General features: G+C 38.4%; 23 protein-coding genes and 2 tRNA genes. 9 read left to right on the top strand and 16 right to left on the bottom strand.

The features are described from left to right. The 8 genes from Q0X77_RS06320 to Q0X77_RS06285 all read right to left on the bottom strand — a co-directional run bounded on the left by Q0X77_RS06320 (position 1) and on the right by Q0X77_RS06285 (position 5,218). Positions 1-684, bottom strand: a complete 684-nt coding sequence (locus Q0X77_RS06320; RefSeq protein ID WP_297794697.1) for a porin family protein — start codon at positions 682-684, stop codon at positions 1-3. Positions 685-790: 106 nt separating this feature from the next. Further along, entirely contained in the window at positions 791-1,273 is a 483-nt protein-coding gene (locus tag Q0X77_RS06315; protein WP_297794694.1) for a biopolymer transporter ExbD, read from the bottom strand. A 14-nt stretch (positions 1,274-1,287) separates the two neighbouring features. Continuing rightward, a complete protein-coding gene (locus Q0X77_RS06310; protein ID WP_297794691.1) occupies positions 1,288-1,896 on the bottom strand; it encodes a biopolymer transporter ExbD in 609 nt (202 codons plus the stop codon). A gap of 11 nt (positions 1,897-1,907) precedes the next feature. After that, the gene (locus tag Q0X77_RS06305) at positions 1,908-2,351 is read right to left on the bottom strand and encodes a hypothetical protein (protein ID WP_297794688.1); all 444 of its coding nucleotides are present in this window, start codon (positions 2,349-2,351) and stop codon (positions 1,908-1,910) included. A gap of 24 nt (positions 2,352-2,375) precedes the next feature. Continuing rightward, complete coding sequence (locus Q0X77_RS06300; RefSeq protein WP_297794746.1) at positions 2,376-3,020, bottom strand: MotA/TolQ/ExbB proton channel family protein; 645 nt, start codon at positions 3,018-3,020, stop codon at positions 2,376-2,378. A gap of 188 nt (positions 3,021-3,208) precedes the next feature. Then, positions 3,209-3,296, bottom strand: a tRNA-Ser gene (locus Q0X77_RS06295). A gap of 63 nt (positions 3,297-3,359) precedes the next feature. Then, the gene (locus Q0X77_RS06290; RefSeq protein WP_297794685.1) at positions 3,360-4,394 is read right to left on the bottom strand and encodes an asparaginase; all 1,035 of its coding nucleotides are present in this window, start codon (positions 4,392-4,394) and stop codon (positions 3,360-3,362) included. A 56-nt stretch (positions 4,395-4,450) separates the two neighbouring features. Then, the gene (locus Q0X77_RS06285) at positions 4,451-5,218 is read right to left on the bottom strand and encodes a TatD family hydrolase (protein WP_297794682.1); all 768 of its coding nucleotides are present in this window, start codon (positions 5,216-5,218) and stop codon (positions 4,451-4,453) included. A gap of 40 nt (positions 5,219-5,258) precedes the next feature. Here Q0X77_RS06285 and Q0X77_RS06280 point away from each other — a divergent pair, with 40 nt between their 5' ends. Further along, complete coding sequence (locus Q0X77_RS06280) at positions 5,259-5,705, top strand: retropepsin-like aspartic protease (RefSeq protein WP_297794680.1); 447 nt, start codon at positions 5,259-5,261, stop codon at positions 5,703-5,705. A gap of 27 nt (positions 5,706-5,732) precedes the next feature. Here Q0X77_RS06280 and odhB read toward each other — a convergent pair whose 3' ends face one another. From odhB to Q0X77_RS06265, 3 genes are read right to left on the bottom strand one after another with little or no spacing between them, the layout of a single operon-like run. Further along, on the bottom strand, positions 5,733-6,956 hold the full coding sequence (gene odhB, locus Q0X77_RS06275; protein WP_297794677.1) for a 2-oxoglutarate dehydrogenase complex dihydrolipoyllysine-residue succinyltransferase: 1,224 nt from the start codon (positions 6,954-6,956) through the stop codon (positions 5,733-5,735). 24 nt (positions 6,957-6,980) lie between these two features. Beyond that, positions 6,981-7,946 carry a M23 family metallopeptidase gene (locus tag Q0X77_RS06270; protein WP_297794673.1) on the bottom strand — a complete coding sequence of 322 codons (966 nt, stop codon included), beginning with the start codon at positions 7,944-7,946 and terminating at the stop codon, positions 6,981-6,983. Beyond that, complete coding sequence (locus tag Q0X77_RS06265) at positions 7,943-10,762, bottom strand: 2-oxoglutarate dehydrogenase E1 component (protein ID WP_297794671.1); 2,820 nt, start codon at positions 10,760-10,762, stop codon at positions 7,943-7,945. The genes Q0X77_RS06270 and Q0X77_RS06265 overlap by 4 nt, the downstream gene beginning before the upstream one ends. Positions 10,763-10,860: 98 nt before the next feature. Here Q0X77_RS06265 and Q0X77_RS06260 point away from each other — a divergent pair, with 98 nt between their 5' ends. Continuing rightward, complete coding sequence (locus Q0X77_RS06260; protein ID WP_297794668.1) at positions 10,861-11,406, top strand: alpha-ketoglutarate decarboxylase; 546 nt, start codon at positions 10,861-10,863, stop codon at positions 11,404-11,406. A 9-nt stretch (positions 11,407-11,415) separates the two neighbouring features. Here the strand turns inward: Q0X77_RS06260 and Q0X77_RS06255 are convergent, their stop codons facing one another. The 4 genes from Q0X77_RS06255 to Q0X77_RS06240 are packed head-to-tail and all read right to left on the bottom strand — an operon-like array spanning position 11,416 to position 15,329. Continuing rightward, positions 11,416-11,778, bottom strand: a complete 363-nt coding sequence (locus Q0X77_RS06255) for a hypothetical protein (RefSeq protein ID WP_297794665.1) — start codon at positions 11,776-11,778, stop codon at positions 11,416-11,418. Between the two features lie 29 nt (positions 11,779-11,807). After that, positions 11,808-13,082 (bottom strand): amidohydrolase family protein, encoded by a 1,275-nt coding sequence (locus Q0X77_RS06250; RefSeq protein WP_297794662.1) that lies wholly within the window; start codon positions 13,080-13,082, stop codon positions 11,808-11,810. 20 nt (positions 13,083-13,102) lie between these two features. Then, entirely contained in the window at positions 13,103-14,119 is a 1,017-nt protein-coding gene (galE, locus tag Q0X77_RS06245; RefSeq protein ID WP_297794659.1) for a UDP-glucose 4-epimerase GalE, read from the bottom strand. A gap of 55 nt (positions 14,120-14,174) precedes the next feature. Next, positions 14,175-15,329, bottom strand: coding sequence for a DegT/DnrJ/EryC1/StrS aminotransferase family protein (locus Q0X77_RS06240; RefSeq protein WP_297794656.1), 1,155 nt, complete (start codon positions 15,327-15,329; stop codon positions 14,175-14,177). Between the two features lie 94 nt (positions 15,330-15,423). Here Q0X77_RS06240 and Q0X77_RS06235 point away from each other — a divergent pair, with 94 nt between their 5' ends. The 6 genes from Q0X77_RS06235 to Q0X77_RS06210 all read left to right on the top strand — a co-directional run bounded on the left by Q0X77_RS06235 (position 15,424) and on the right by Q0X77_RS06210 (position 21,744). Beyond that, positions 15,424-16,662, top strand: coding sequence for a glycosyltransferase N-terminal domain-containing protein (locus tag Q0X77_RS06235; protein WP_297794653.1), 1,239 nt, complete (start codon positions 15,424-15,426; stop codon positions 16,660-16,662). 446 nt (positions 16,663-17,108) lie between these two features. Next, entirely contained in the window at positions 17,109-18,461 is a 1,353-nt protein-coding gene (locus Q0X77_RS06230) for a sugar porter family MFS transporter (RefSeq protein ID WP_297794650.1), read from the top strand. A gap of 137 nt (positions 18,462-18,598) precedes the next feature. Continuing rightward, positions 18,599-18,727, top strand: a complete 129-nt coding sequence (locus tag Q0X77_RS06225; protein ID WP_297794647.1) for a hypothetical protein — start codon at positions 18,599-18,601, stop codon at positions 18,725-18,727. Positions 18,728-19,006: 279 nt separating this feature from the next. Then, the gene (locus Q0X77_RS06220) at positions 19,007-19,984 is read left to right on the top strand and encodes a TRAP transporter substrate-binding protein (RefSeq protein WP_297794644.1); all 978 of its coding nucleotides are present in this window, start codon (positions 19,007-19,009) and stop codon (positions 19,982-19,984) included. After that, a complete protein-coding gene (locus Q0X77_RS06215; protein ID WP_297794641.1) occupies positions 19,985-20,443 on the top strand; it encodes a TRAP transporter small permease in 459 nt (152 codons plus the stop codon). 5 nt (positions 20,444-20,448) lie between these two features. Continuing rightward, positions 20,449-21,744: a TRAP transporter large permease gene (locus tag Q0X77_RS06210; protein WP_297794638.1), complete on the top strand. Its 1,296-nt coding sequence runs from the start codon at positions 20,449-20,451 to the stop codon at positions 21,742-21,744. Between the two features lie 407 nt (positions 21,745-22,151). Here the strand turns inward: Q0X77_RS06210 and Q0X77_RS06205 are convergent. Beyond that, positions 22,152-22,255: transfer RNA gene (locus Q0X77_RS06205), tRNA-Leu, on the bottom strand. 230 nt (positions 22,256-22,485) lie between these two features. On the opposite strand from Q0X77_RS06205, the gene Q0X77_RS06200 reads away from it, so the two are divergent. Then, complete coding sequence (locus Q0X77_RS06200) at positions 22,486-23,874, top strand: dipeptidase (protein ID WP_297794635.1); 1,389 nt, start codon at positions 22,486-22,488, stop codon at positions 23,872-23,874. Positions 23,875-24,006 lie beyond the last annotated feature (132 nt).

The raw sequence follows: 24,006 nt of genomic DNA, 5'->3' as shown, positions 1-24,006 counted from the left end.
TTATAGGATATAGAAGATAATTCCTATTCTTAAGGGCCGGAATTCTATGGCTTCCCCATCAACAGTAGCAACTCCGTCATTAAACAGATTACTTAGCGCATAATATATATGCACATTTACTGTACTGTATCCAAAATTGAGCATTAGCCCATATCTGAACTTTCGTGTGTCAGAGTTAAAAAAAGAAATTTTTTCTGTATTGGATACAAATTTAGATCTGCTCCCGACAACATATCCTAATCTCATACCGGCATATATCCTCCAAAATTTATATTCGCTTGGCGTTGATGTTCGCCATCTGAACTCAATCGGCATTTCTATCACATGTGAATCTATTTTATTTCTTTTGTAGGACACATCGGAGTCAAGAACAATATACTCAAGGCCATTAGGGGTTTCATTGACAAATAAATTTGAATAGTAGTTATAATAAGCATAACCAAGACCTACACCAATTCCAACATTCCTCCTTTTGTTTAAAGGTATATCCTTGATAAAGCCGCCCTGTAACCCATAGGAAAAGTTTCCTTGCGATACGCCATTAGGTTTATTGAGTAGTATGTTATATGTAATCCCGAGATAAAATTGATCCTCAAGGTACTTAAGGTCCTCAGATAAATTATTCTCTTGAGCACAAAGATTAAATGTGAATCCTAAAATCAAAAATAGCCAATTGCGTCTCATGGAAAGATAATTTTAAATAAGTTACGAAACCGCAAGTAAAAAAAAACGCCTCAAAATGTATTTTGAGGCGTTTTTAATACTTATTTAAGAATGAAAGTTAATTCTGCTACTGCAAATTTCTAAAAGCATCACCTTCGTAGGTGGTATAATTAACCTTAAGAGCATTCACCTTTCTTAGCTCCTGCTTAATATCAGATATAAGACCCATATTTGCGTCTTTATCTACTTTCATAGCAGTAGTCAGAACGTTCTGCAGTTCTTGCGGTTTTTTAGCTCTTTCCTGCAAAATAAAATCTCCTACTTCAGAAACATTTGCAAATTTATCATTCAGTTGTATTTTTGGTTCTGTACCAAACACCTTTTGATATTCTCGCGTGGGTTTACCCACATAGATGTACAACACTCTATCCTTTTTCTCCAACTTCTTTACCTCGCTGGCATTTGGCAAGGTATTCTGAACCATCAACGAGCTATCCTTCATTGTTGTTACTGTCATAAAAAAGAACAATAGCATAAAAACAATATCCGGCAATGAAGCTGTAGATACTGCGGGTAAATCCCCATCTTTTTTCTTATTAAATTTTGCCATAATTAGAAGTTAACTTAATTACTGGTTGATGTTTCTGCTTCTGATAATTTCTGTGGAAATAGTCCCTGAACTTTCTGAACCTTTTCCTTTAGATCATCTCTAATGCTGGAAGGTGTTTCCGGATTAAGAAATTCAGCTTCCATTTCCGTAAAATCCCGGCCAAACAACCGTTGTGCTTCCCTGTTTCTGAGATCGTTATAGGCCCCTACCAATTCGTTTTGAACGGTAATATAAGTCCCATACCTCGTTTCCCGATCATTCTTGAGAGAGATAATAGCCTTTGCGGGATTATCCGAAGAACTCGCATCTCTTTTACCTTTACAGTACTTGCAGCTTCCGTCGCCACCATTATCAAGAAAGGCTATAGCTCTTTGCCTGAGCTGTTTAAGATCGAGCAGTTCCTCTTCAACCAGCAACTGACCGCTTTTATTGATGTTGACCGTAAAAATATTTTTTTGCTTAATAACAACATCTGTATCTGGCGGCTCCATGGGCGGAAGCATTCTGTCTAATCCTGCATCTGTTTCTATAGTTGTGGTAACTAAGAAAAAAATAAGCAGTAAGAACGCAATGTCTGCCATAGATCCTGCATTAACTTCTGGTGGTCCTCCTCTTCTAGGCATAACTAAAACTTTTATTTGTTAGACATATTCTTAAATGCACCCAGTGCCATAGCTACAATAGCTATTAAAACCAGGATGAAAAACATATTGAGACCAGTCCCAATTCTTCTTATCGTACTTTCTGAGGTGGCTATACCCCTGTTAGCCATTTCTTCAATACTAACATCGGTACCAGTTGCCAGCGCATACGATATGATTACAACAACTATAAAGCCTCCAATTACCATTAAGGTCTTTTTCAGGCTTTCTGGATTTGAAAATAGGTTCTTAAGTGTAAATACAAGACTTATTACAACCGCCAAACCCAGCAGTATATATGTGATAATGAACATAGTGTTCATCGCCCCACTCTCCACGGCTTCAGAGGCCGGAACATCTCTTCCCGGCAGTTGATACCATAAGATAGCCGCTAGCGCTCCTAAAACAACCAATACTATTTTAACTATTTTGTTCATACTGTTTATTATTTAGTGTGCGACTTATTTTTTATGGTCTACCAACATATCGATCAATGAGATGGATGAATCTTCCATGTCATTAACTATTCCGTCAATTTTAGCAATAATGTAGTTATAGAAAATTTGAAGAATAATGGCCGTAATCAAACCAAATACCGTTGTTAATAACGCCACCTGGATATCACCGGCAATTAACGATGCACTAAGGTTACCAACAGCACTAATCTTCTGGAAGGCCTGGATCATACCAATAACCGTTCCCATGAATCCCAGCATCGGTGCAATAGCTATAAATAGAGATAACCATGAAACATTCTTTTCCAATTGTCCCATTTGAACACCACCATAAGCAATAACTGCTTTTTCTGCAGATTCAATGCTCTCTCCTGCTCTATCCAATCCCTGGTAATAAATTGATGCAACCGGACCTTTTGTATTTCTACACACCTCTTTTGCCGCTTCGACACCTCCTGATGAAAGAGCGTCTTCCACTTGTTGTTTTAGTTTTGAAGTATTGGTGCTTGCCATATTCAAATAAATAATTCTTTCAATAGCAACAGCCAAACCTAAAATCAAACATAGTAGAACAATCCCCATAAAACCAGCTCCTCCTTGAATAAACTGCTCTTTCAAAACCTGGGTGAAACCCCCAGGATCGAGAATAATCTTTTCATTTCTTTCAAACTTAAATTTAGTTAGTTAATAGGGTTAAAGATAAAAAAAAAATACAATTAAAAAATTAAAACTTTGCACTAATAGAAGGCGGGCTTTCATGTATTTTACATTTCCGTATAAACAGTAGCAAAAAAACCTTCCTTCTAATCTCAAGCGGACTACTTAATATTCGTCAATTGCAGAGAGGAAGGGATTCGAACCCTCGATACACTTTTGGTGTATACACACTTTCCAGGCGTGCGCCTTCGACCACTCGGCCACCTCTCTATACTGTAGATTACAGGGCGAGCAATTAACAAAAAAAAAACTAGTTTAAAAAACTTTACCCATTTAATTTTGAGTCAACTCTCCACGTAAGGAAGTTTCAAAAATTGTTCTGAAAGATTTATGTGAAACACCGCTTCCTAAAAGGTACATAAGTTTAGTTATTGCAGCCTCCGTTGTTATATCACCCCCGTTTATAAGTTGTAACTTTTTGAGCTTCTCACTAGTACTATATCTCCCCATCATAACGGAACCACCTGAACATTGGGTTACATTTACAATATGCAAACCTTTGCCTATGGCTTCCTTAAGATCTGATATCAACCAATCATCGGTAGGCGCATTTCCCGCGCCATAGGTCTCTAAAACCAAAGCTTTTAAGTTTGGTATGCCTAATACCCCTCTCAATAATGCCCTGTTAAAACCGGGAAAAAGTTTAAAAATTGCCACATTGGTATCCATAATTTTATGGACAATAAACTTGTTGTGTTTTAAATTTTTTCTAAGACTATTTCGATTAATTTTTAAATGAACACCGGATTCTGCAAGTGCAGGAAAGTTTATGGATGTAAAAGCCTGGAAATGCTCTGCATTTATTTTGGTAGTTCTGTTAGCGCGATATAATTTGTATTCGAAATAAAGGCATACCTCCTGTATAACTGCCTGGTTGTTTTCTTGCAAGGCCGCGATCTGAATAGAGGTAATTAAATTTTCCTTTGCGTCTGTCCGAAGATCTCCTATAGGCAGTTGCGAACCCGTAAAAATTACAGGTTTAGTAAGATTTTCCAGCATAAAACTAAGAGCGGAGGAAGAATAGCTCATAGTGTCGCTTCCCTGCAACACTACAAAGCCGTCATAACGATCATAATGTTTTTCAATTATCTCTGCTATTGAGGCCCAATGCGATGGATTCATGTTTGACGAATCTATTGGAGTTTTAAATGAAATACTTTCAATTTTACATGCAAGCTGACTTAATTCAGGTATGTTGCTTACCAGCTTTTTAAAATTAAAAGCCCTCAGAGCCCCTGAAGAATAGTCTTTAACCATGCCTATTGTACCGCCTGTATAGATGAGTAATATGTTAGCTTTTTTACCCATTGAATTCTAAGTTCTTATAATTTTTCAAATTAAAATAAATGCCCCCATTAAATAATTTATACCCCAAATACATCCATAGAATTCTGAGTTGTAATCTTGGCAATTAATTCCTCGTCGACTCCATAAAGCGCTGAAAGCTTTTTAAGTACCTCAAGTAAATATACACTTTCATTCCTCTTACCCCTATAGGGTACAGGAGAGAGGTACGGAGAATCCGTTTCCAATACGATATGTTTTAGATCTATTTTGTTCAAAAAAGTGTCAATTTTGCCATTCTTAAAAGTTACTACTCCCCCTATTCCTAATTTCATATTATAATTTATGGCCCTTGTGGCTTGTTCTTCAGTTCCTGTAAAGCAGTGAAATATTCCATAAAGGTCTTCCCCTTTTTCATCCTCCAATATTTCAAAAATCTCATCAAAAGAATCTCTGCAATGAATCACAATGGGTAAGTCATATTCTTTTGCCAAATGTATTTGGTATCTAAAAGCCTCTTGCTGCTCAAATAAGTGTGTCTTATCCCAATAAAGGTCAATTCCAATTTCTCCAACGGCATAGAACTTCCTCTCAGATAACATTTTTTCAACATGTATGAGCTCGTTCCTGAAATTGTCTTTCACATGGGTGGGGTGAAGGCCCATCATCAAAAACATATTCTTAGGGTATTTTCTTTCAAGATCCAACATTGCCTTGGTATATGTAGAATCTATAGAGGGTATAAAAAAACGCTTAATACCCCGGGCAATTGCTTTTTCGATAATTTCATCCCTGTCCTCATCGAAGGCGTCACTATATAAATGTGTATGTGTGTCTGTAATGGTCATAGAGCAAAAATAGAATTATCTTTGTCAAAAAACATATTAGATGGGCGATCTGAAGAAAGTTTTAAAAAGTAAAGGATATACTAAAGTCCCCATGGTTCTCAATGGCACCAATCATTTGGAGGTTTCGGCCAAGATTAATGGAATAACCGGACGTTTTATTTTAGACACAGGCGCATCTAACACCTGTGTTGGTATAGATAAGGCCGATTATTTTAAGCTTGTATCAAAGGACTCTAAAATTAAAGCAGCCGGTGCCGGTGCCACAGATATGGATACGCTGGTTTCTACTAAAAATAAAATTGTAGTTGGTGGTTGGAAAAAAAAGAAACAGAAGATTGTGGTTTTTGATTTAGTTCACGTTAATGAAGCGCTGCAAGCCCACAAATCCCTTCCCGTAGATGGTATAATAGGGGCAGATATTCTTATTAAATCAAAGGCGGTAATTGATTACGCCTCCGGAAATTTATTTATGAAAAAGAAAAAATAACCTTTGTCTCTTTTTTAAAAAAATCCGCTACAACTCAAGTGATTTTTTCGGGGATCCCTCCATTAATAATTCCACAGGATTTTCCAAAGCTTCTTTTACAGCCACCAGAAACCCGACCGACTCTTTTCCATCAATAATTCGATGGTCATAGGAAAGAGCGACATACATGATCGGAGCAATGACTATTGATCCTTCTTTTACCACAGGTCTCTCTACAATATTATGCATCCCGAGGATTCCACTTTGGGGCGGATTAATAATCGGGGTTGATAACATCGAACCAAAAACACCACCATTGGATATGGTGAAAGTACCTCCGGTCATTTCGTCTACTGTTATCTGACCATCCCGCGCTCTTAATGCAAGTCGTTTCACTTCAGCTTCTATACCTCTGAAAGTAAGATTTTCAGCATTTCTGATCACAGGAACCATAAGACCTTTGGGGCCGGAAACTGCTATACTAATATCGCAAAAATCAAAAGAGAGCATTTCCTTTCCATCTATCATGGAATTCACTGAAGGAAACATCTGTAAAGCCCTTATTACAGCCTTTGTAAAAAATGACATGAATCCAAGACTTACGTCATGTTTGTCTTTAAAAATTTCTTTGTATTCCTTTCTCAATGAAAAAATAGCAGACATATCTACTTCATTAAAAGTAGTCAGCATCGCCGTCTCATTCTTAGCAGCTACCAATCGTTCAGCAACTTTGCGTCGAAGCATGGAAAGTTTAGTTCTGTGTTCTCCCCTTTTACCACCTGTAGGACTGCCCATGGAAGGAACAGACTTTACTGCATCTTCCTTGGTAATTCTACCGTCTTTCCCGGAGCCGATTAAACTACCAGGATCTATTCCTTTCTCATCAAGAATTTTTCGAGCAGCAGGTGAAGGCACTCCTTTGGCATAAGTCTCTTTTAATTCTTCTTTCTTGACCTCTTTTTCAGGGGTATCACGAACTGCAGGTTCTTCCACATTCTTTGCTTCAGCTTTGGATGCGCTTTCTGTAGGTTTTTCTGCACTGGTATCTATAAGGCATACTACTTCACCAACAGCCACTGCATCTCCTTCTTCGGCTTTCAACGTGATAGTTCCACTTTCTTCTGCCGGTAATTCCAGAGTAGCTTTATCCGAATCTACCTCGGCTATGGCCTGGTCTTTTTCTACATAATCGCCATCGCTAACCAGCCATTCTGCAATTTCCACTTCGGTTATGGACTCTCCCGGGGAAGGGACCTTCATTTCTAAAATCATGCCTTAAATTTTATAATGGTTTCTTTAAATACTATTCCTAACAAAATCCTCCTTTACCGGAAGGTAATCTACTCTAATTTCTCCATTGACGAATATGCGGTCGAAAAATAATTTTGCGCCAACACCATCTTCCTCAACCAGGGTATTCTGTAAACTCAGATGCAGATGCGGTTCTGTAGAGTTGCCCGAATTACCACAGAATGCCAACAACTCTCCCTGCAGCACGTCTTGTCCTTCTTCCACAACTATAGAACCCTCTTTTAAATGCGCTAAGACAACATACTCTTCATTCGTTGTCTGCAATACGATATGATTCCCTGCAAGCTGATCAGGATTTACTACTCCTGGAACATTGTCTTTTATGCCATCTAAAACCAACACCACCCGGGCGTCACATGGAGCTATAACTTCTTCGCCAAAGGCAAAATAATTTTCATTTTTGGAAGGATCTCCTTCATAAGAAGCCCCATCCTTTACTTTCAACATATCATAAGCAAACTGTTGACTGACTTCTTTGATATGTACATTCTGGGCCTCTGTTAATCCTCCCCAAAATACAAACCATTCTCCATTGAAGGGCAAACTCATTGGGGTGATATTCCTTTCAAGGATTTGGTTTTGCAAAGGTTGTGGAGGAGCGATTGACAAGCCGCTTATTTTGCTCTGAGCGTTTAATGAAATTGTTAAATCTGCTATAGATCTATCAAAAATAACCCTGTAAACGTGTGCTCCTTCCCTGATGGTAAAAAAATCCATGGACCTGATATTGCCCATTATCCTATTCACATTGTTCTCAAAAAAATTCCTGGTTTGGATACGTGTGAAAGCGTTTTTCATGCCGCTGTCATACAATTCATAGATGCCGTCATAATCACCACCGTTAAACCGTTCTGTAAATATTGTAACAAGTCGGGCATAAGAAGATTGTTCTCCCTGACAGAAGGAATTGTTAAAAGAAAAAAATAGCAATAAGATAATAGTTATCCTCATTTTTTCTTGTACTCTTTTTTGGTAACCCGCCTGGTCATATTATCCTTCGTTTTGTCAAATACATAATCAATCACCTGTTGTTGGCGCATTCTGGATCTAATGGCACTCCCGGCAGCCGGTGATGCGTAAAAACGTCTTGATGCCACACGAAATTTTTGTGCCTCCTGGTAATGTGTAAAAATATGACTCCACGCACCCATATTTCTGGGCTCTTCCTGTGCCCATACTACTTCATCGGCCTGATCATATTTTCTTATGACTGCAGTTATCTTTTGCTCGGGAACCGGGAATAATTGCTCTATTCTTACCAAGGCTACATCCTTGCGATTGTGCTCCTCTTTATAGGCAAGCAAGTCATAATAAAATTTTCCGGTACAGAAAACCAGGCTTTTAACTTTCTTAATTTCTGCACCTTCGTCATCAATTACCTCTTGAAAACTACCATTGGAAAAATCTTCCACCCTTGAAACAGCTTTTGGGTGTCTCAATAGGCTTTTAGGGGTGAAAACGATCAAAGGTTTTCGGAAATTAGCCTTCATTTGTCTTCTGAACAAATGAAACAAATTGGCTGGGGTGCTGCAGTCCGCTACATACATATTGTCTCTTGCACAAAGTTGAAGATACCTTTCCATTCTTGCTGAGGAATGCTCGGCACCCTGTCCCTCATATCCATGAGGCAGGAGCATGACCAAACCGTTTTGCAATTTCCATTTATCCTCGGCTGCAGATATGTATTGATCTATCATAATCTGAGCCCCATTGCTAAAATCTCCAAACTGGGCTTCCCAAATGGTTAAAGTATTTGGACTGGCCATGGCATATCCATAGTCAAAACCTACCACTCCATATTCGGATAAAAGTGAATTATAAATCTGAAATCTTCCCTGATTATCATTCAGGTTGTTCAACAGCATTACTTCCTCCTCGCTTTCCTCTACTTTCATTACGGCATGACGATGAGAAAATGTTCCTCTTTCCACATCCTGACCCGATATCCTGACATCGAAACCCTCTTCTAAAAGTGTTCCATAGGCCAGTAATTCACCCATCGCCCAATCTAGCCTATCCGTTTCAAAAAACATTTTCTTACGATCCTGAACCAATCTCTCAACTTTACGCAAAAACTTTTTATCTGCAGGAAGCTGGGTAATGACCTTTGCAATTTCTGTTAATTTATCCTTATCATATGAAGTATCTATAAAGTCTAGCATTTCCCATTCACGAACATTTTGAAAACCGCTCCATTCATCAGCCATAAAAGGAGTAATTATGGTCTTGGTTTCTTTTCTTGAATCCTCTAATTCTTCTTCTAAACTGGCCTTGTAATCCAATTCCAGCTCCTTCACAAAGTTTGAATCAATTATTCCCTCACTAATTAATTTTTCTTCATATATCTCTCTCGGATTCTTATGTTTCGCTATCGCTTTATACAATTTTGGCTGTGTAAATCGGGGCTCATCTCCTTCGTTATGTCCATATTTTCTGTATCCCAACAGATCCAGAAAAACATCACCCTCAAATCGCATTCGATATTCAAGGGCAAAAAGAGAGGCGTGCACTACTGCCTCTACATCATCAGCGTTTACATGTAAAACGGGACTTAAAGTTACTTTTCCAACATCAGTACAATATGTAGAAGATCTCCCGTCCAGGTAATTCGTGGTAAAACCAATTTGGTTATTGACCACAATATGAATGGTTCCATTGGTCCTGTATCCGTCTAATTGGGCCATCTGAACCAGTTCATAAGCAATCCCCTGACCTGCAATAGCAGCATCTCCATGAACCACGATAGGCAAAACTTTGGCAAAATCCCCTGGATAATGAGCATCCTGCTTGGCCCTGGTAATGCCCTCAACCACTGCACCGACCGTTTCTAAATGTGAAGGGTTAGGTGCAATATTCATATTGATTTTGTTCCCATTATCGGACATACGCTGAGAAGTCCATCCCAAATGATATTTTACATCCCCGTCAAAAATTTCTTCAGCATAGTCTTTTCCGTCAAATTCACTAAATATATCTTTAGGAGATTTACCAAAAATGTTGGTTAAAACATTAAGCCTTCCCCTGTGGGCCATGCCCATTACAAATTGTTTCACGCCCATTTCGGCAGCTCTTTCCACAACTGCATCTATTGCCGGAATAAGTGATTCATTCCCCTCCAGCGAAAATCTTTTTTGACCCACATATTTTGTATGCAAGAATGCCTCAAATGACACCGCCTGATTTAGTTTTCTGAGGATGTCTATTTTTCGGTCCCGGTCAAATTTCGGGTGGTTATCGTTTATATTTACCCAATCCTGTATCCATTGAACGCGTTCAGGCTTCCTTATATACATATACTCAACACCTATTGCATCACAATAAATACGCTGTAAATGGCTGATAATTTCTCGCAGTTCCTTCGGTCCTAACCCAATTACCTCGCCCGCATTAAATACGGTTGTCAAATCGTCCCGGGTTAAGCCAAAATTTTCAATATCGAGCGTAGGTGTATATTTTCTTCTTTCCCTGACAGGATTTGTCTTCGTAAACAAATGTCCTCTGCTTCTATAGCCATCAATAAGTTTAACAACCTTAAATTCTTTTAATAAAGAATCGGGTATGGTTACAGATTGCCCGTCAACAAGAACAGATAATTCATCACTTCCTTCAATCCCTACTTCATCCAACGCGCTCTCCATTCCAAAATCAAATCCCTGGAAAAAAGCACGCCAACTAGGTTCTATGCTATCAGGATTTGTTAGGTACCTGTCATATAGCTCTGAAAAAAAAGAGGTGTGAGCCGTATTTAAAAAGGAATATTTATCCATGAACGCTTAGCAATATGATATAAAAAATAAGGTCAAAAATACAATAATTAATAGTTTATGAGATTATATAGGAGTGTATTAATAAAAAATCATAGTCTATGTTATTGAAAATTCTATCGAATCATAAATATACTATTTTGTTAGTGGCAGTTCTATCGTTAGGCTTTATTTGTTCCGCACAACGCGTAAAACCACGAAATGAATTTTGGAGCAATGTCCGATATGGAGGTGCTGTAGGCCTTGGTTTTGGAAATCAAAGCTTTAGTATAGCACTTGCCCCAAGTGCCATTTATCAAGTAAGTGAAAAGTTTGCGACAGGCTTATCCCTGAATTTTGAGTATTCCAAAATTGGAGACCCTGTATTTGGAGACTCGGAATTTACGGCTTACGGTGGGAGTATCCTGAGTTTTTTTAATCCAATCCCGCCCATACAATTATCGGCCATCCTTCAACCCTTAAGAGTGAATACAAATTATAGCTCCGCTTCCATGCTATTAGATGAAAATTACTGGACAACATCGCTATTTCTGGGTGTAGGATACAGTACAAGGAATGTTACTTTTGGCATACAATATGACGTATTGCATGATGACAGAAGTCTTTATGCCAATCCCTGGGTGCCCTTTATAAGAATGTATTTCTAAAAAGTATTTTCAATTTTTCTCATTATACTGACGCCTAAACCATATTTTTTGCCATAGCCTTTTTAAAATAAGGAAAGTATAAAAATCACTGACATTTACTATATCGACGTCTAAATTTTGCCTGGTTGTATCTTCAGGTAAATCCACTATATATAAGAGATTCATAAAATCTGAATACTTTTCTTCAATAAGGAACTGAATGTTCTTTTGAAGCAGATATTTCAGTTCGTTTGGATTACAATCCTCAGGTAAATCCAAAGTTAAATTAGCAAGGGCAAAATCCTTTTTTAATTGTAAAACAAGATCTAAATACAGATTATTAGAATCAGCATACTTTATTAGCTCTTCACTTTCATTAAACTCAGGTATCATATAATAATTAGCTCCTTAGTCTTGCTTACTTACTTAGAATAGATTATCCCATTTTTCATTACAAATACAACATTTTCCAATGTTGTAACTTTCTTAACCGGATTTTCATTGACAGCTATGATATCCGCTAAAAAACCTGCTTTTAATTGTCCAAGTTCATTGCTCATGCCCAATAATTCTGCATTGGTAATTGTGGCAGAACGCAGGGCCTCTGCGGCAGGCATCCCAGCCTCAACCATATAACCAAATTCTTTTGCATTCATACCGTGGGGGAAAACCCCTGCATCGGTACCAAATGCAATTTTTACTCCTTTTTTATAGGCTTTGGCAAAGGTATTTTGGATCAATGGCCCAATTTCAAGGGCTTTCTCAGCAACAACAGCTGGAAAAAACCCCGGTATTTTTGCCTTTTCAACTACTTGTTTTCCTGCTGTGATTGTTGGAACCAGATAGGCATCGTATTCTTTCATTAGTTCCATGGTTTCTTCACTCATGTAACTCCCGTGTTCTATTGTTTTTATGCCTCCTTTTATGGCTCTTTGCATTCCTTCATCGCCATGGGCATGTGCCGCCGTAAGCATGCCATAATCATTTGCAATTTGGGTAACGGCTTTTATTTCTTCAATCGTAAATTGGGGGTTTTTACCGCTATTGGCTACGCTCAGTACACCACCAGTTGCTGTAATTTTAATTACGTCTGAACCTTCTTTATAACGCTGGCGTACTGCTTTTTTTCCATCTTCGGGAGAATTTATCACCCCCTCTTTAGGACCCGGGTCTCCGGCCAATTCTTTTCTGCTTCCATTAGTTGGATCTGCATGTCCCCCGGTTGTTGCAATTGCTTTACCCGCCGTATATATTCGCGGTCCAATAACCAATTCCTTGTTAATTGCATTTCTTAAGGCTATATTGACTCCGGTTCCACCTAAATCCCTAACCGTTGTAAAACCAGCCATAAGTGTTTTTTTGGCATAAACTGAGGCCCTAAAGGCTACATCAGCATCATTTAAGGTAAATCTATCAATATATGTTTTAGGGTCGGATTCGAATTCAATATGCACATGCATATCAATAAAACCAGGCAATACCACTTTATTCTTTAAATCTATAACCTCATCGCCGGAAGTACCTAATACAAAACCATCCTGAATCTCCATTATTCTATTTCCCGAGACAATTATGGTTTTCTCTTCCAATACTTTGCCCGTTAGAACATCTAACAAACTACCACATTGTATATACTTTTTTTGCCCATAAATACTTGCTGTAAGCATGAGGGTCATTAAAACTATAAATTTTTTCATCCTAAAAAGTTTTTATGTATTTAATTCCTGATTTTTTGTTCCCAATCCCATGCAGATTTCATAGCCTGGTCCAAACTTGATTTTGCCTCCCAGCCTAAAATTTTATTGGCTTTTTTGGTATCTGCAAATGCGCTGATTATATCACCCGCCCTTCTGTCAACAATGGAATAGTTGAGCTTCAGGCCAGACACCCGCTCAAAACTGGAGATTACTTCAAGAACGGAACTGCCCTCGCCTGTACCCACATTATACACCTCGTAATTCTCAGTATTCTTTCCTTCCAACAAGCGTTCCAGGGCTACCACATGTGCCTTTGCCAAATCCACTACGTGAATATAATCCCTTATACAGGTTCCATCAGGTGTTGGGTAGTCACCGCCAAATACAGAAAGTTGATCCCTTAATCCAACCCCGGTTTGAGTAATAAAAGGAACCAGATTTTGAGGAACACCTATGGGAAGTTCACCAATCTCTGAACTGGGATGTGCGCCCATTGGATTAAAATACCTTAAAGAAATGGCCTGTAATTCTTGATTTACTTTACAGGTGTCAATTATGATCTCTTCTCCTATCTGTTTTGTATTACCGTAAGGCGATTCCGCTTTTTGCACAGGGGCATCCTCCGTAATAGGCATTTTACTTGCCTGACCATAAACGGTGCACGAGGAACTAAAAATAAAACTCTGCGCTTTTTTAGCAGTCAATTCCTGAAGGATGTAAATAAGTGTACTAAGATTATTTTCATAATACAACAAGGGTTTTTCAACACTTTCACCCACAGCTTTGGAAGCTGCAAAATGTATGGTTCCTTGTACATCTGAATGTCTTTTGAAAAAATCCTGAACCTTTTCTTTTTCACGAAGATCAATTTTCTCAAAGACCGGTCTCCTCCCTGTAATGGCAGCAATGCCATCTAATACATTTTCAGATGAATTAGAACAATTGTCGATAATTACAACTTCATATCCGGAATTTTGTAACTCAACAACGGTATGTGAACCAATAAATCCGAGTCCGCCGGTTACCAGTATTTTCATATAGCTAGTATTAGTTTAAATAGATGGTACACTTGCTTTCAATTGAATGCCAGGATCAATCTTTTAAGAATTTAATTACCGTTTGTGTAATAAATGAGATCTGATCATCCTCCAGTTCTGTGTGCATCGGTAGTGATATTACCTCTTTAACAAGTTCATTGGTTACCGTAAAATCTGATTCATTATACCGCGAATCTGCGTAAGCCTTTTGTTTATGTAAAGGAATTGGATAATAAATTCCGAATGGGATATTCTTTTGGGCTAGATGATCGGCTAACAAATCCCTTTTGCCATTCATAATTCGTATGGTAAATTGATGAAAAACATGACAATCACAGTTTTCACAAAATCCGTTGCAGCTGATTCCTGTTTTAGGCAGGACAATATGCTCTTGTCCCTGAAAAGCCTTCATGTATTTACGCGCGGCTTCCCTGCGCTTATTACAATAGGAGTTGAGTCGGGGAAGTTTTGCCCTTAATACGGCTGCCTGAATTGTATCCAACCTTGAATTTACACCAACAACATCATGATGGTAGCGGGTATACATGCCGTGATTTACGATTCCCCGAATAGTATGTGCCAGGTCATCATCATTTGTAAATATAGCTCCGCCATCGCCATAACAACCAAGATTTTTGGATGGAAAAAATGATGTGGAAGCCACATGTGCAATGCCACCGGCTTTTTTCTTTGTTCCATCTTTAAAGGTATAATCCGCCCCAATTGCCTGGGCGTTATCTTCAATTACAAAAAGATCATGTTTTTCAGCTATTTCCATTATGGCTTCCATATTTGCACACTGCCCAAAAAGATGGACGGGCACGATAGCCTTCGTTTTAGGGGTGATGGCCTTTTCTATTGCCAGAGGGTCAATATTGAAGGTGTCAGGTTCAACATCAACTAATACCGGTGTTAATCTTAATAAGGCTATAACTTCAACCGTGGCGGCAAAGGTAAAATCGGCCGTTATAATTTCATCACCTGGCTGAAGCCCAAGACCCATCATGGCGATTTGAAGGGCATCTGTGCCATTGGCGCATGGAATTACATGCTTCACCTGTAAATATTCTTCCAGTTCTTTTTGAAAAGCATGCACCTCCGGCCCATTTATAAAAGCAGCAGAATTCAATATGTGTGATATGGACTCATCTACTTGTTTTTTAATCCCCTGGTATTGACCTATCAGGTCTACCATTTGTAGCTTTTTCATAAGTGCTTGTTAAGTGAACAATAATACAAAAATAAGGAACCGCAGCCAATGTAATTTAACAAAGAAGCGTATTTTAGCAGTAAAATCCTGGTACGTGAATATCTTCTATAATTTCGCAATTTATGTTGCCTTCTTTTTTCTTCATATTATTGCTCTTTTCAATTCCAAAATCAGGCTATTCATTAATGGAAGAAAAAACGTTTTTACGGAATTAAAAAATCATATTTCGGAAAATGATCGTACTATTTGGATACATGCCGCTTCGCTAGGCGAATTTGAACAAGGCCTGCCGGTAATAGATAAATTAAAAGCCGAATATCCCGAAAATAAAATTGTAGTCTCTTTTTTTTCTCCTTCCGGATTTGAAGTGAAGAAGCATACGTCAAAGGCAGATTTTGTAACCTATCTTCCAATGGATACTCCCGGCAATATGAAGAAATTCATTAAGCTGTTGGATCCTAAGTTGGCTATTTTCATAAAATATGAGATTTGGCCTAATTTACTCCGGGAACTTCGTAATAATGGAGTCCCCACAATACTGATTTCCGGAATTTTTAAAAGTAATCAAATCTATTTCAAATGGTATGGGGGATTTATGAGAAAAGCCTTGAATACATTTTCCCATTTTTTTATTCAGGATATTGAATCAAAAAAATTATTGAATACTATTAATTTATACAATACCACAATAAGTGGAGATACAAGATTTGACAGGGTTTCTGAAATCCTGGTCCAGGATAATAAGCTCGACTTTATGGATAGTTTTAAAAAATCTTCACTTTGCTTTGTTTTGGGCAGTACATGGCCCGAGGATGAGGCAATATTGGTGGAATATATCAATTCAACTTCACATGAAATAAAATATGTTATTGCCCCTCATAATATTGTTGCAAAAGATATAGAGCGACTTAAACAAAAAATAACCAAAAGAACGGCTTTATTTTCGGAAAATACTGAAGTTGTTTCGGGAGACCCTGAAGTTCTCATTATAGATACCATTGGGCTATTGACCAAAATATATAGCTATGCAGATATGGCTTATGTGGGAGGGGGATTCACAAGAGGAGGGTTGCATAACACCCTGGAACCTGCCGTGTTTGGCATCCCGGTAATCACAGGTCCTGAATATGAAGGATTTAAAGAAGCTCAGGAATTAGTAAATCTAAGGGGTATCTTTCCTGTTAAAGATACAACTGAATTTGGGCAAATAGCAGACAAACTGCGGTTAGATTCCAATTTCAGATTTAAGGCGGGGAATATAAATGCAACCTACATTTCTGAAAACAAGGGGGCCAGCATCCAAGTGATGAACCATATACGTACATTACTATAGCTATCTGTTGCTCATCGGATTATAACCACTATATAAAAATCCGGCTAACGAAGCTGATATTCAATAAATACCCGGCCAATAAACCAATTTTTATTTAATAATTAATTTCAAAAAAGACAAATGAAATTTGCCCCTTTTCATATCTTGCTTTTATGCTTGTTCATATGTATTATTTCCTGCAAGCAGCGCTCAAATGACCTTAATGAGCCAAAGACAAAAAAGAATACTATTACAGATACCATACCCCATAAGCATACTAAGAAAGAAAGGGGTTTAAAACCAAAATCGGACTCCATAAAACGACCCAACGAGCCGTTTGATCGAGCAATAGAAAAAAAGAAAAAAACCAGCTTTTTGGACTCTTTGAAACCGAGGACAGCCTGACTTAAATCTCTATTTCATTTTCTCTTACTTTTTTTTGTTAGATTTACCAAAATCTGCAGAACATGGACAGAAGAATTTTTAGAATTTCAATAACTGCTGCGCTTGCAGGTTTTTTGTTTGGGTTTGATACGGTAGTCATAAGTGGTGCCAACTTACCTATTAAGGAATTGTGGGACACTTCACCATGGTTTCATGGTACTTTTATTATGTCCATGGCCTTATGGGGCACAGTAATAGGTTCTCTTTTTGGAGGTATCCCATGTGATCTTTTTGGTAGAAAGAAAACCTTATTCTGGATTGGTGTCTTATATTTTACCTCTGCTATGGGATCGGCCATGGCCGTAGACCCCTATATGTTTTCTTTCTTCAGATTTATTGGCGGTCTCGGCGTAGGTGCTTCTTCTGTTGCGGCGCCAATATATGTATCGGAAATTTCATCTTCCAAAAACCGGGGACAGTTGGTTGCCCTATACCAGTTTAATATAGTCTTTGGGATTTTTATCGCCTTTATTTCCAATTATTTACTCAAAGGTTTTGATGGAGCCAATGATTGGCGTTGGATGCTGGGTGTGGAAGCTATTCCAGCATTAATTTATTGTCTACTGGTCCTGAAAATACCTAACAGCCCTCGCTGGTTGGTTATTAACAAACACGATGATAAAGCGGCCCTGGAAACCTTGGAATACCTGTCAAACAAAGAGCATGCGAAAGTGAAGTTCGAGGAAATTAAAAATTCTTATAATCCCGATGATGACAAAGAGCGCCTTTTTACAAGCAAATACAAAAAACCCCTGGTTCTTGCGTTTTTAATTGCTTTCTTTAATCAGTTGTCAGGTATCAATTTTATTCTTTACTACGCCCCGGAAATTTTAGAAAGAGCCGGTTTAGCAGCAAAAGAATCCCTATTCAGTTCTATTTCGATAGGTATTGTGAATTTGGTTTTTACCCTTATAGGAATACGGTTAATTGATAAGATGGGTAGAAGAGAATTGATGAAAATTGGTTCTGTGGGTTATATAGTAAGTCTTGCAATGGTCGGATGGTGTTTTTATAGTGGAGCAAGTTCCACCTTACTACTTATCTTCATTCTCATATTTATTGCTTCACATGCCATTGGTCAAGGGGCTGTGATTTGGGTGTTTATTTCTGAGATCTTTCCAAATAAAGTCAGGGCTTTTGGCCAGTCATGGGGTACAGGTACACATTGGATATTTGCCGCTTTAATAACCCTGCTTACACCAATATTCCTGGATGCCGATAATGGCATATTTAAGGATAATCCATGGCCCATATTTATATTCTTTTCATTTATGATGGTCTTACAATTGCTATTTGTGCTATTCATGATGCCCGAGACCAAAGGTATTTCACTTGAAGACTTAGGTAAAAAGTTAAGCCCGGATAAAAGTTCCTAAAGGGATATTACAGTTTACCGAAAATTCAGGTAGTACATCTCAAAAAGGCCTATCCTGTCTAACTTTTAGTCGAATTATAGTCATCCAAATGTAATTTATTGTCATAAATATGTACATTGTAGGAAATTATATGAATTATGGAAGATCAATTATCTTTTGGTACAAAACTCCTTAATGGGTTTCTTAGCATAATGGTAGTAGTTTTGGTCTTAATCCTGGCAGCAGTTGTGATTTGTCTCATTTTAGCAGGTCTGGGCTTCTTTTAGACAGGATGAAATTCCAAAATTCCCTAATCTTACCTTGTTACATTTTCATACTTTGATTTAGATTCCGGACTTGATCAGGCTTTAACTTCAGCTCTTTTAGTTCTCCTGAAGGCTTTAGCTTAATGTTCGTTTAATATCCCGTGTTACGCAATACTATTTAGCCTATTGATTTACAAAAACACCCTATATCTTACTGATTATTCATTGCCTTAATTAATTATTCCGAATTTTTACACTCTACTTAAGTATATTGCATAGAGAAACCTTAGAAAGGAATTTATGCAATTAAAGACCCTTGGTTATTTTCTTTTGATTATTACGGTCCATTTTGGATGTAAAAATGTTGAGAAAGTCCGAACTATTAAATTAGCACATGGTCTTGATGTCAACCATTCTGTTCATATGGCCATGGTGAAAATGGGGATGGATTTGGAAGAACTATCAGATGGCAAATTACGGCTTGAAATATATCCAAGTCAGCAATTGGGAACAGAGCGTCAATGTTTGGAACTTTTACAAATAGGAAGTCTTGACATGACCAAAGTTTCTGTTGGCGTTCTGGAAAATTTTGCCCCTAAAATGAAGGTATTGGGACTTCCGTTTCTATTTAGAGACAGACAGCATGCATTCAAAGTTTTGGACGGACCTATCGGACAAAAGCTGTTGGCAGATGGAGAAAAATACTGGCTTAAAGGCTTGGGATATTATGATGCGGGTAGCAGAAGTTTTTATACAAAGGACAAGCCTATAAATTCCCCGGATGACCTTAACGGTTTGAAAATAAGGGTTATGGAAAGTGTTACGGCAATAGAAATGGTAACAAGCCTGGGAGGTTCACCTACCCCAATATCATGGGGAGAATTATATACGTCCTTGCAGCAAGGGGTTGTTGATGGTGCCGAAAATAATCCTCCGAGTTTCTATTTATCGCGTCATTATGAAGTTTGCAAATACTATTCACTGGATGAACATACTATGCTACCCGACGTACTTCTCGTTGGCACACATTTATGGAACAGGCTCTCTATGGAAGAGCGCGAGTGGCTTAAAAAGGCTGTAGAAAAATCTATTGCTTACCAGCGCATTTTGTGGTTGGAATCTGAAGAAGAAGCCTTAAATGCAGTGCAGCAGGCTGGGGTTGAAATTATTAGGCCGGATAAGGCCCTTTTCACAAAAAGGATTGAAAATAATTATGAACAATTCCGAGAAAATGAAGCGCTTAATAAGCTAATAAAAGAGATTCAAGAAACCCAATAAATGGAATTAAGAAAAAAAATCGACAAGGTCCTGGCCCATATATTGATCATCATAATGAGTATCATGGTAATCAATGTATTATGGCAGGTCTTTAGCCGGTACTTTTTAGGGGCTCCCAGTTCCTTTACAGATGAATTGGCAAGATACCTGATGATATGGATCGGGATACTTGGCGCAGCCTATGTTTCGGGACGTAATAAGCATGTAGCTATTATTGTACTTCCATCCCGGTTAAGCACTAAAACTCAGAGAAAGTTAAAACTTATTGTACGTATTTTAATCATTCTATTCTGTCTTTTCGCCTTGGTTATAGGGGGTACAAGATTGGTTTATATCACCTATATTCTGGATCAATATTCCCCTGCATTGCAGGTACCCCTGGCTGCAGTTTACATTATCATTCCAATTAGTGGAACACTGATCATTTACTATAAGATTTCCGACATATTAAACCGATAGGGAAAATGGAATATATACCGATACTTGTTTTAATAATTAGTTTTTTAGGCCTGCTGGCAATAGGCACCCCGGTTGCATGGAGTATAACCATTTCCGCCCTGCTTACCATGCTGGTAAGTATCCCTGCATTACCTGCATTTACAACCGTGTCGCAGCGTATTGGCACTGGACTCGACAGTTTTGCGCTCCTGGCAATACCTTTTTTTATTCTTTCCGGAGAGCTAATGAACAAAGGTGGTATTGCGCATAGGCTGATTGCCTTTGCAAAAACATTGGTTGGAGCATTGCCCGGTGGCCTGGCTCTAATAAATATAGTTTCGGCAATGCTTATGGGTGCTATTGCGGGTTCTGCTATGGCATCGGCTTCCGCTATGGGGAGTATTCTGGGACCTGAAATGGAAAAAGAAGGGTATTCCAAAGAATTTGGTGCGGCCGTAAATATTACTTCCGCAACTACCGGACTCCTTATCCCTCCTAGCAATATTCTTATTGTGTATTCTCTGGCCAGTGGCGGAGCATCTATTGCTGCTTTATTTTTAGCCGGCTACCTTCCCGGAATACTAACGGGATTACTGCTGATGTTAGTGGCATCTTTATGGGCCAGAAAAAAAGGATATAAAGTAGGAAAGCGCAGTACTTTTAAAAGTATTCTAAAGACTTTTATTGATGCTGTGCCTAGTTTATTAATGCTGATTGTGGTCATAGGAGGTATTGTAACCGGTATTTTTACTGCTACAGAAGCTTCTGCCATTGCGGTACTCTATAGTCTTATTCTCGGATTTATCTATAAGGAAATTACTTTTGAGAAACTTCCCCAAATTTTATTGGATTCGTCTACAACTACAGCAATTGTAATGTTATTGATAGGTGCATCCATGAGCATGTCATGGGCATTGTCATTTGAGAATATTCCCCAGGATATAAGTACCGGCCTGTTGAGTTTTAGTGACAATAAGATCGTAATATTACTCATTATCAACCTTTTGCTACTGTTTGTGGGCATCTTTATGGATATGACTCCCGCAGTATTAATATTTACTCCAATATTTTTACCTGTTGTAATGAAACTGGGATTAGATCCGGTACATTTTGGAATTATTATGATTTTAAACCTGTGTATTGGTTTATGTACGCCACCGGTGGGATCCGTATTGTTTGTCGGTGTTGGTATAGCCAATACTACGATTGAAAAGGTGATCAAACCCCTTTTACCTTTATTTGTAGTGATGATAATGGCCCTTTTCCTCATTACCTATTTCCCACAAATAAGCCTTTGGCTCCCTGGTTTATTTGATTTGTAGCATATCCTTTATAGTAAAAAAAGGCATGGTTTTAATCAACTATTAAAGAATAGGAAGAGGGTATTAAATCCAAATTGCCTTTCTTAAGAACCCGAAAGCTCTGGAAGCGGTCGTTCCAATAATCCTTAAAAAAGAGATCTTTTTACCTTCGGTTTACCCAAAATAAAAAAGCCGACTCCTAAAAGTCGGCTTTCCAATTGTACAGGCGGAGAGACTTCCCGCTGTGGGCGGGATAAACTTCTCCCCTCTCCACTTTAATAAAAAAGCCCATCCAATAATGAATGGGCCTTTACTTCGTACAGGCGGAGAGACTTCCCGCCCATTGCGGGATAGACTTCTCGTCTCACCGCAATATCAACTTTCCTGAAAAGAAAAAACCTCCGAAGATCGGAGGTTTTTTATAATCGTACAGGCGGAGAGACTCGAACTCTCAGGCGGAGAGACTCGAACTCTCACACCTTTCGGCACTAGATCCTAAGTCTAGCGTGTCTACCAATTCCACCACGCCTGCAAAAACTATTTTTCAAAATGCAGAACCAGACCTTAAGTCTATCGTGTCTACCTCCCGATAACTCCCGATAGTTATCGGGACGGGACCACCACGCCTGCAAATCCCGTGTCAATAACTTATTGTTATTCTGGGGTTGCAAATATAAAGCAAAATTTCAATTTAAAAATAAAGGAAGTTTAAAAATATCTGCCTTCTTTTCGTAAATTTAAGGATTCTTCAAACTCATTAGAATGCAAAACATAAAGTCTTACCTCGATCAACACAAAGAACGATTTATCAATGAACTCATTCAACTTCTTAAAATGCCTTCTGTAAGTGCAGATTCAGCTTATGCACAGGACGTACTAAACACTGCCGAGGCTTTTGCGACTTCCCTAAAAGAGGCAGGTTGTGATCTTGTTGAGATTTGTGAAACTCAGGGATATCCAATAGTATATGGCGAAAAAATAATTGATAAGGATTTACCAACAGTCCTGGTTTATGGTCATTATGATGTACAGCCACCAGATCCAATAGACCTATGGCATTCCCCGCCTTTTGACCCTGTCATAAAAAAAACAGAATTACACCCGGATGGTGCCATCTATGCCCGTGGAGCCTCAGATGATAAAGGACAAGTTTATATGCATGTGAAAGCACTTGAATTTATGGTCGCAAACAATGTACTCCCCTGTAACGTGAAATTTATGATCGAAGGGGAGGAAGAAGTGGGAAGCGAAAGCTTATCAGCCTTTGTAAAAGAGAATCATTCAAAATTGAAAAATGATATTATTTTAATTTCAGATACCGGAATGATCGCAAACGATATCCCTTCCATTACTACCGGCCTGAGGGGCTTAAGTTATGTAGAAGTGGAAGTTACCGGACCAAACCGGGACTTGCATTCCGGCTTGTATGGTGGGGCCGTAGCAAATCCTATAAACATCCTTGCAAAAATGATTGCCTCTTTACATGATGAAAATAACCATATTACAATTCCAGGATTTTATGATAAGGTAGAAGAACTTACCCGGGAAGAGCGCGAAGCTATGGAAAAAGCACCCTTTGAGCTGGATGCATATAAATCTGCTTTGGACATTGATGATGTCTATGGCGAAGCTTCTTATTCCACAAATGAGCGGAATTCCATTAGACCTACCCTTGATGTGAATGGTATATGGGGAGGTTATACTGGCGAAGGAGCCAAAACGGTTATCGCAAGTAAAGCATGTGCAAAAATTTCCATGCGCCTAGTACCTCACCAGGACTGGAAAGAGATCACTGAACTTTTTATAACCCACTTTGAAAAAATTGCTCCAGCTGGGGTAAAGGTGAAGGTAACACCACACCACGGTGGAGAAAGTTATGTAACCCCAATAGACAGTGTAGGTTACCAGGCGGCAAGTAAAGCTTATGAGACAACTTTTGGAAAAGTCCCTGTACCTAAAAGAAATGGGGGTAGTATCCCCATAGTTCCATTATTTGAAAAAGAGTTAGGGACTAAGTCGATCTTAATGGGCTTTGGACTGGACAGTAATGCCATTCATTCTCCAAACGAGCATTTTGGGGTATGGAACTTTTTAAAAGGAATAGAAACGATACCTTATTTCTATAAATACTACACCGAACTTCTTGGTTAGGGAATTTAGATTTGAAATACCTTGTGAATACTTTATAAATCTTGAAGGAATATTCCTGAAATATACAAACCCTTCTTATTGAGGTATTTTTATTTCATTTTAGTGTAACAAATAACCACAAATTGCGTTCTA

Origin of the sequence: uncultured Eudoraea sp. (assembly GCF_947258925.1) — a bacterium.
GTDB lineage: Bacteria > Bacteroidota > Bacteroidia > Flavobacteriales > Flavobacteriaceae > Eudoraea.
This window is presented reverse-complemented; position numbering and strand designations above follow the sequence as displayed.

Bases quoted from the DNA above. Each gene is read 5' to 3' on its own strand.
- Q0X77_RS06320 (WP_297794697.1), bottom strand. From the start codon at position 684: ATGAGACGCAATTGGCTATTTTTGATTTTAGGATTCACATTTAATCTT.
- Q0X77_RS06315 (WP_297794694.1), bottom strand. From the start codon at position 1,273: ATGGCAAAATTTAATAAGAAAAAAGATGGGGATTTACCCGCAGTATCT.
- Q0X77_RS06310 (WP_297794691.1), bottom strand. From the start codon at position 1,896: ATGCCTAGAAGAGGAGGACCACCAGAAGTTAATGCAGGATCTATGGCA.
- Q0X77_RS06305 (WP_297794688.1), bottom strand. From the start codon at position 2,351: ATGAACAAAATAGTTAAAATAGTATTGGTTGTTTTAGGAGCGCTAGCG.
- Q0X77_RS06290 (WP_297794685.1), bottom strand. From the start codon at position 4,394: ATGGGTAAAAAAGCTAACATATTACTCATCTATACAGGCGGTACAATA.
- Q0X77_RS06285 (WP_297794682.1), bottom strand. From the start codon at position 5,218: ATGACCATTACAGACACACATACACATTTATATAGTGACGCCTTCGAT.
- Q0X77_RS06280 (WP_297794680.1), top strand. From the start codon at position 5,259: ATGGGCGATCTGAAGAAAGTTTTAAAAAGTAAAGGATATACTAAAGTC.
- odhB (WP_297794677.1), bottom strand. From the start codon at position 6,956: ATGATTTTAGAAATGAAGGTCCCTTCCCCGGGAGAGTCCATAACCGAA.
- Q0X77_RS06270 (WP_297794673.1), bottom strand. From the start codon at position 7,946: ATGAGGATAACTATTATCTTATTGCTATTTTTTTCTTTTAACAATTCC.
- Q0X77_RS06265 (WP_297794671.1), bottom strand. From the start codon at position 10,762: ATGGATAAATATTCCTTTTTAAATACGGCTCACACCTCTTTTTTTTCA.
- Q0X77_RS06260 (WP_297794668.1), top strand. From the start codon at position 10,861: ATGTTATTGAAAATTCTATCGAATCATAAATATACTATTTTGTTAGTG.
- Q0X77_RS06255 (WP_297794665.1), bottom strand. From the start codon at position 11,778: ATGATACCTGAGTTTAATGAAAGTGAAGAGCTAATAAAGTATGCTGAT.
- Q0X77_RS06250 (WP_297794662.1), bottom strand. From the start codon at position 13,082: ATGAAAAAATTTATAGTTTTAATGACCCTCATGCTTACAGCAAGTATT.
- galE (WP_297794659.1), bottom strand. From the start codon at position 14,119: ATGAAAATACTGGTAACCGGCGGACTCGGATTTATTGGTTCACATACC.
- Q0X77_RS06240 (WP_297794656.1), bottom strand. From the start codon at position 15,329: ATGAAAAAGCTACAAATGGTAGACCTGATAGGTCAATACCAGGGGATT.
- Q0X77_RS06230 (WP_297794650.1), top strand. From the start codon at position 17,109: ATGGACAGAAGAATTTTTAGAATTTCAATAACTGCTGCGCTTGCAGGT.
- Q0X77_RS06225 (WP_297794647.1), top strand. From the start codon at position 18,599: ATGGAAGATCAATTATCTTTTGGTACAAAACTCCTTAATGGGTTTCTT.
- Q0X77_RS06220 (WP_297794644.1), top strand. From the start codon at position 19,007: ATGCAATTAAAGACCCTTGGTTATTTTCTTTTGATTATTACGGTCCAT.
- Q0X77_RS06215 (WP_297794641.1), top strand. From the start codon at position 19,985: ATGGAATTAAGAAAAAAAATCGACAAGGTCCTGGCCCATATATTGATC.
- Q0X77_RS06210 (WP_297794638.1), top strand. From the start codon at position 20,449: ATGGAATATATACCGATACTTGTTTTAATAATTAGTTTTTTAGGCCTG.
- Q0X77_RS06200 (WP_297794635.1), top strand. From the start codon at position 22,486: ATGCAAAACATAAAGTCTTACCTCGATCAACACAAAGAACGATTTATC.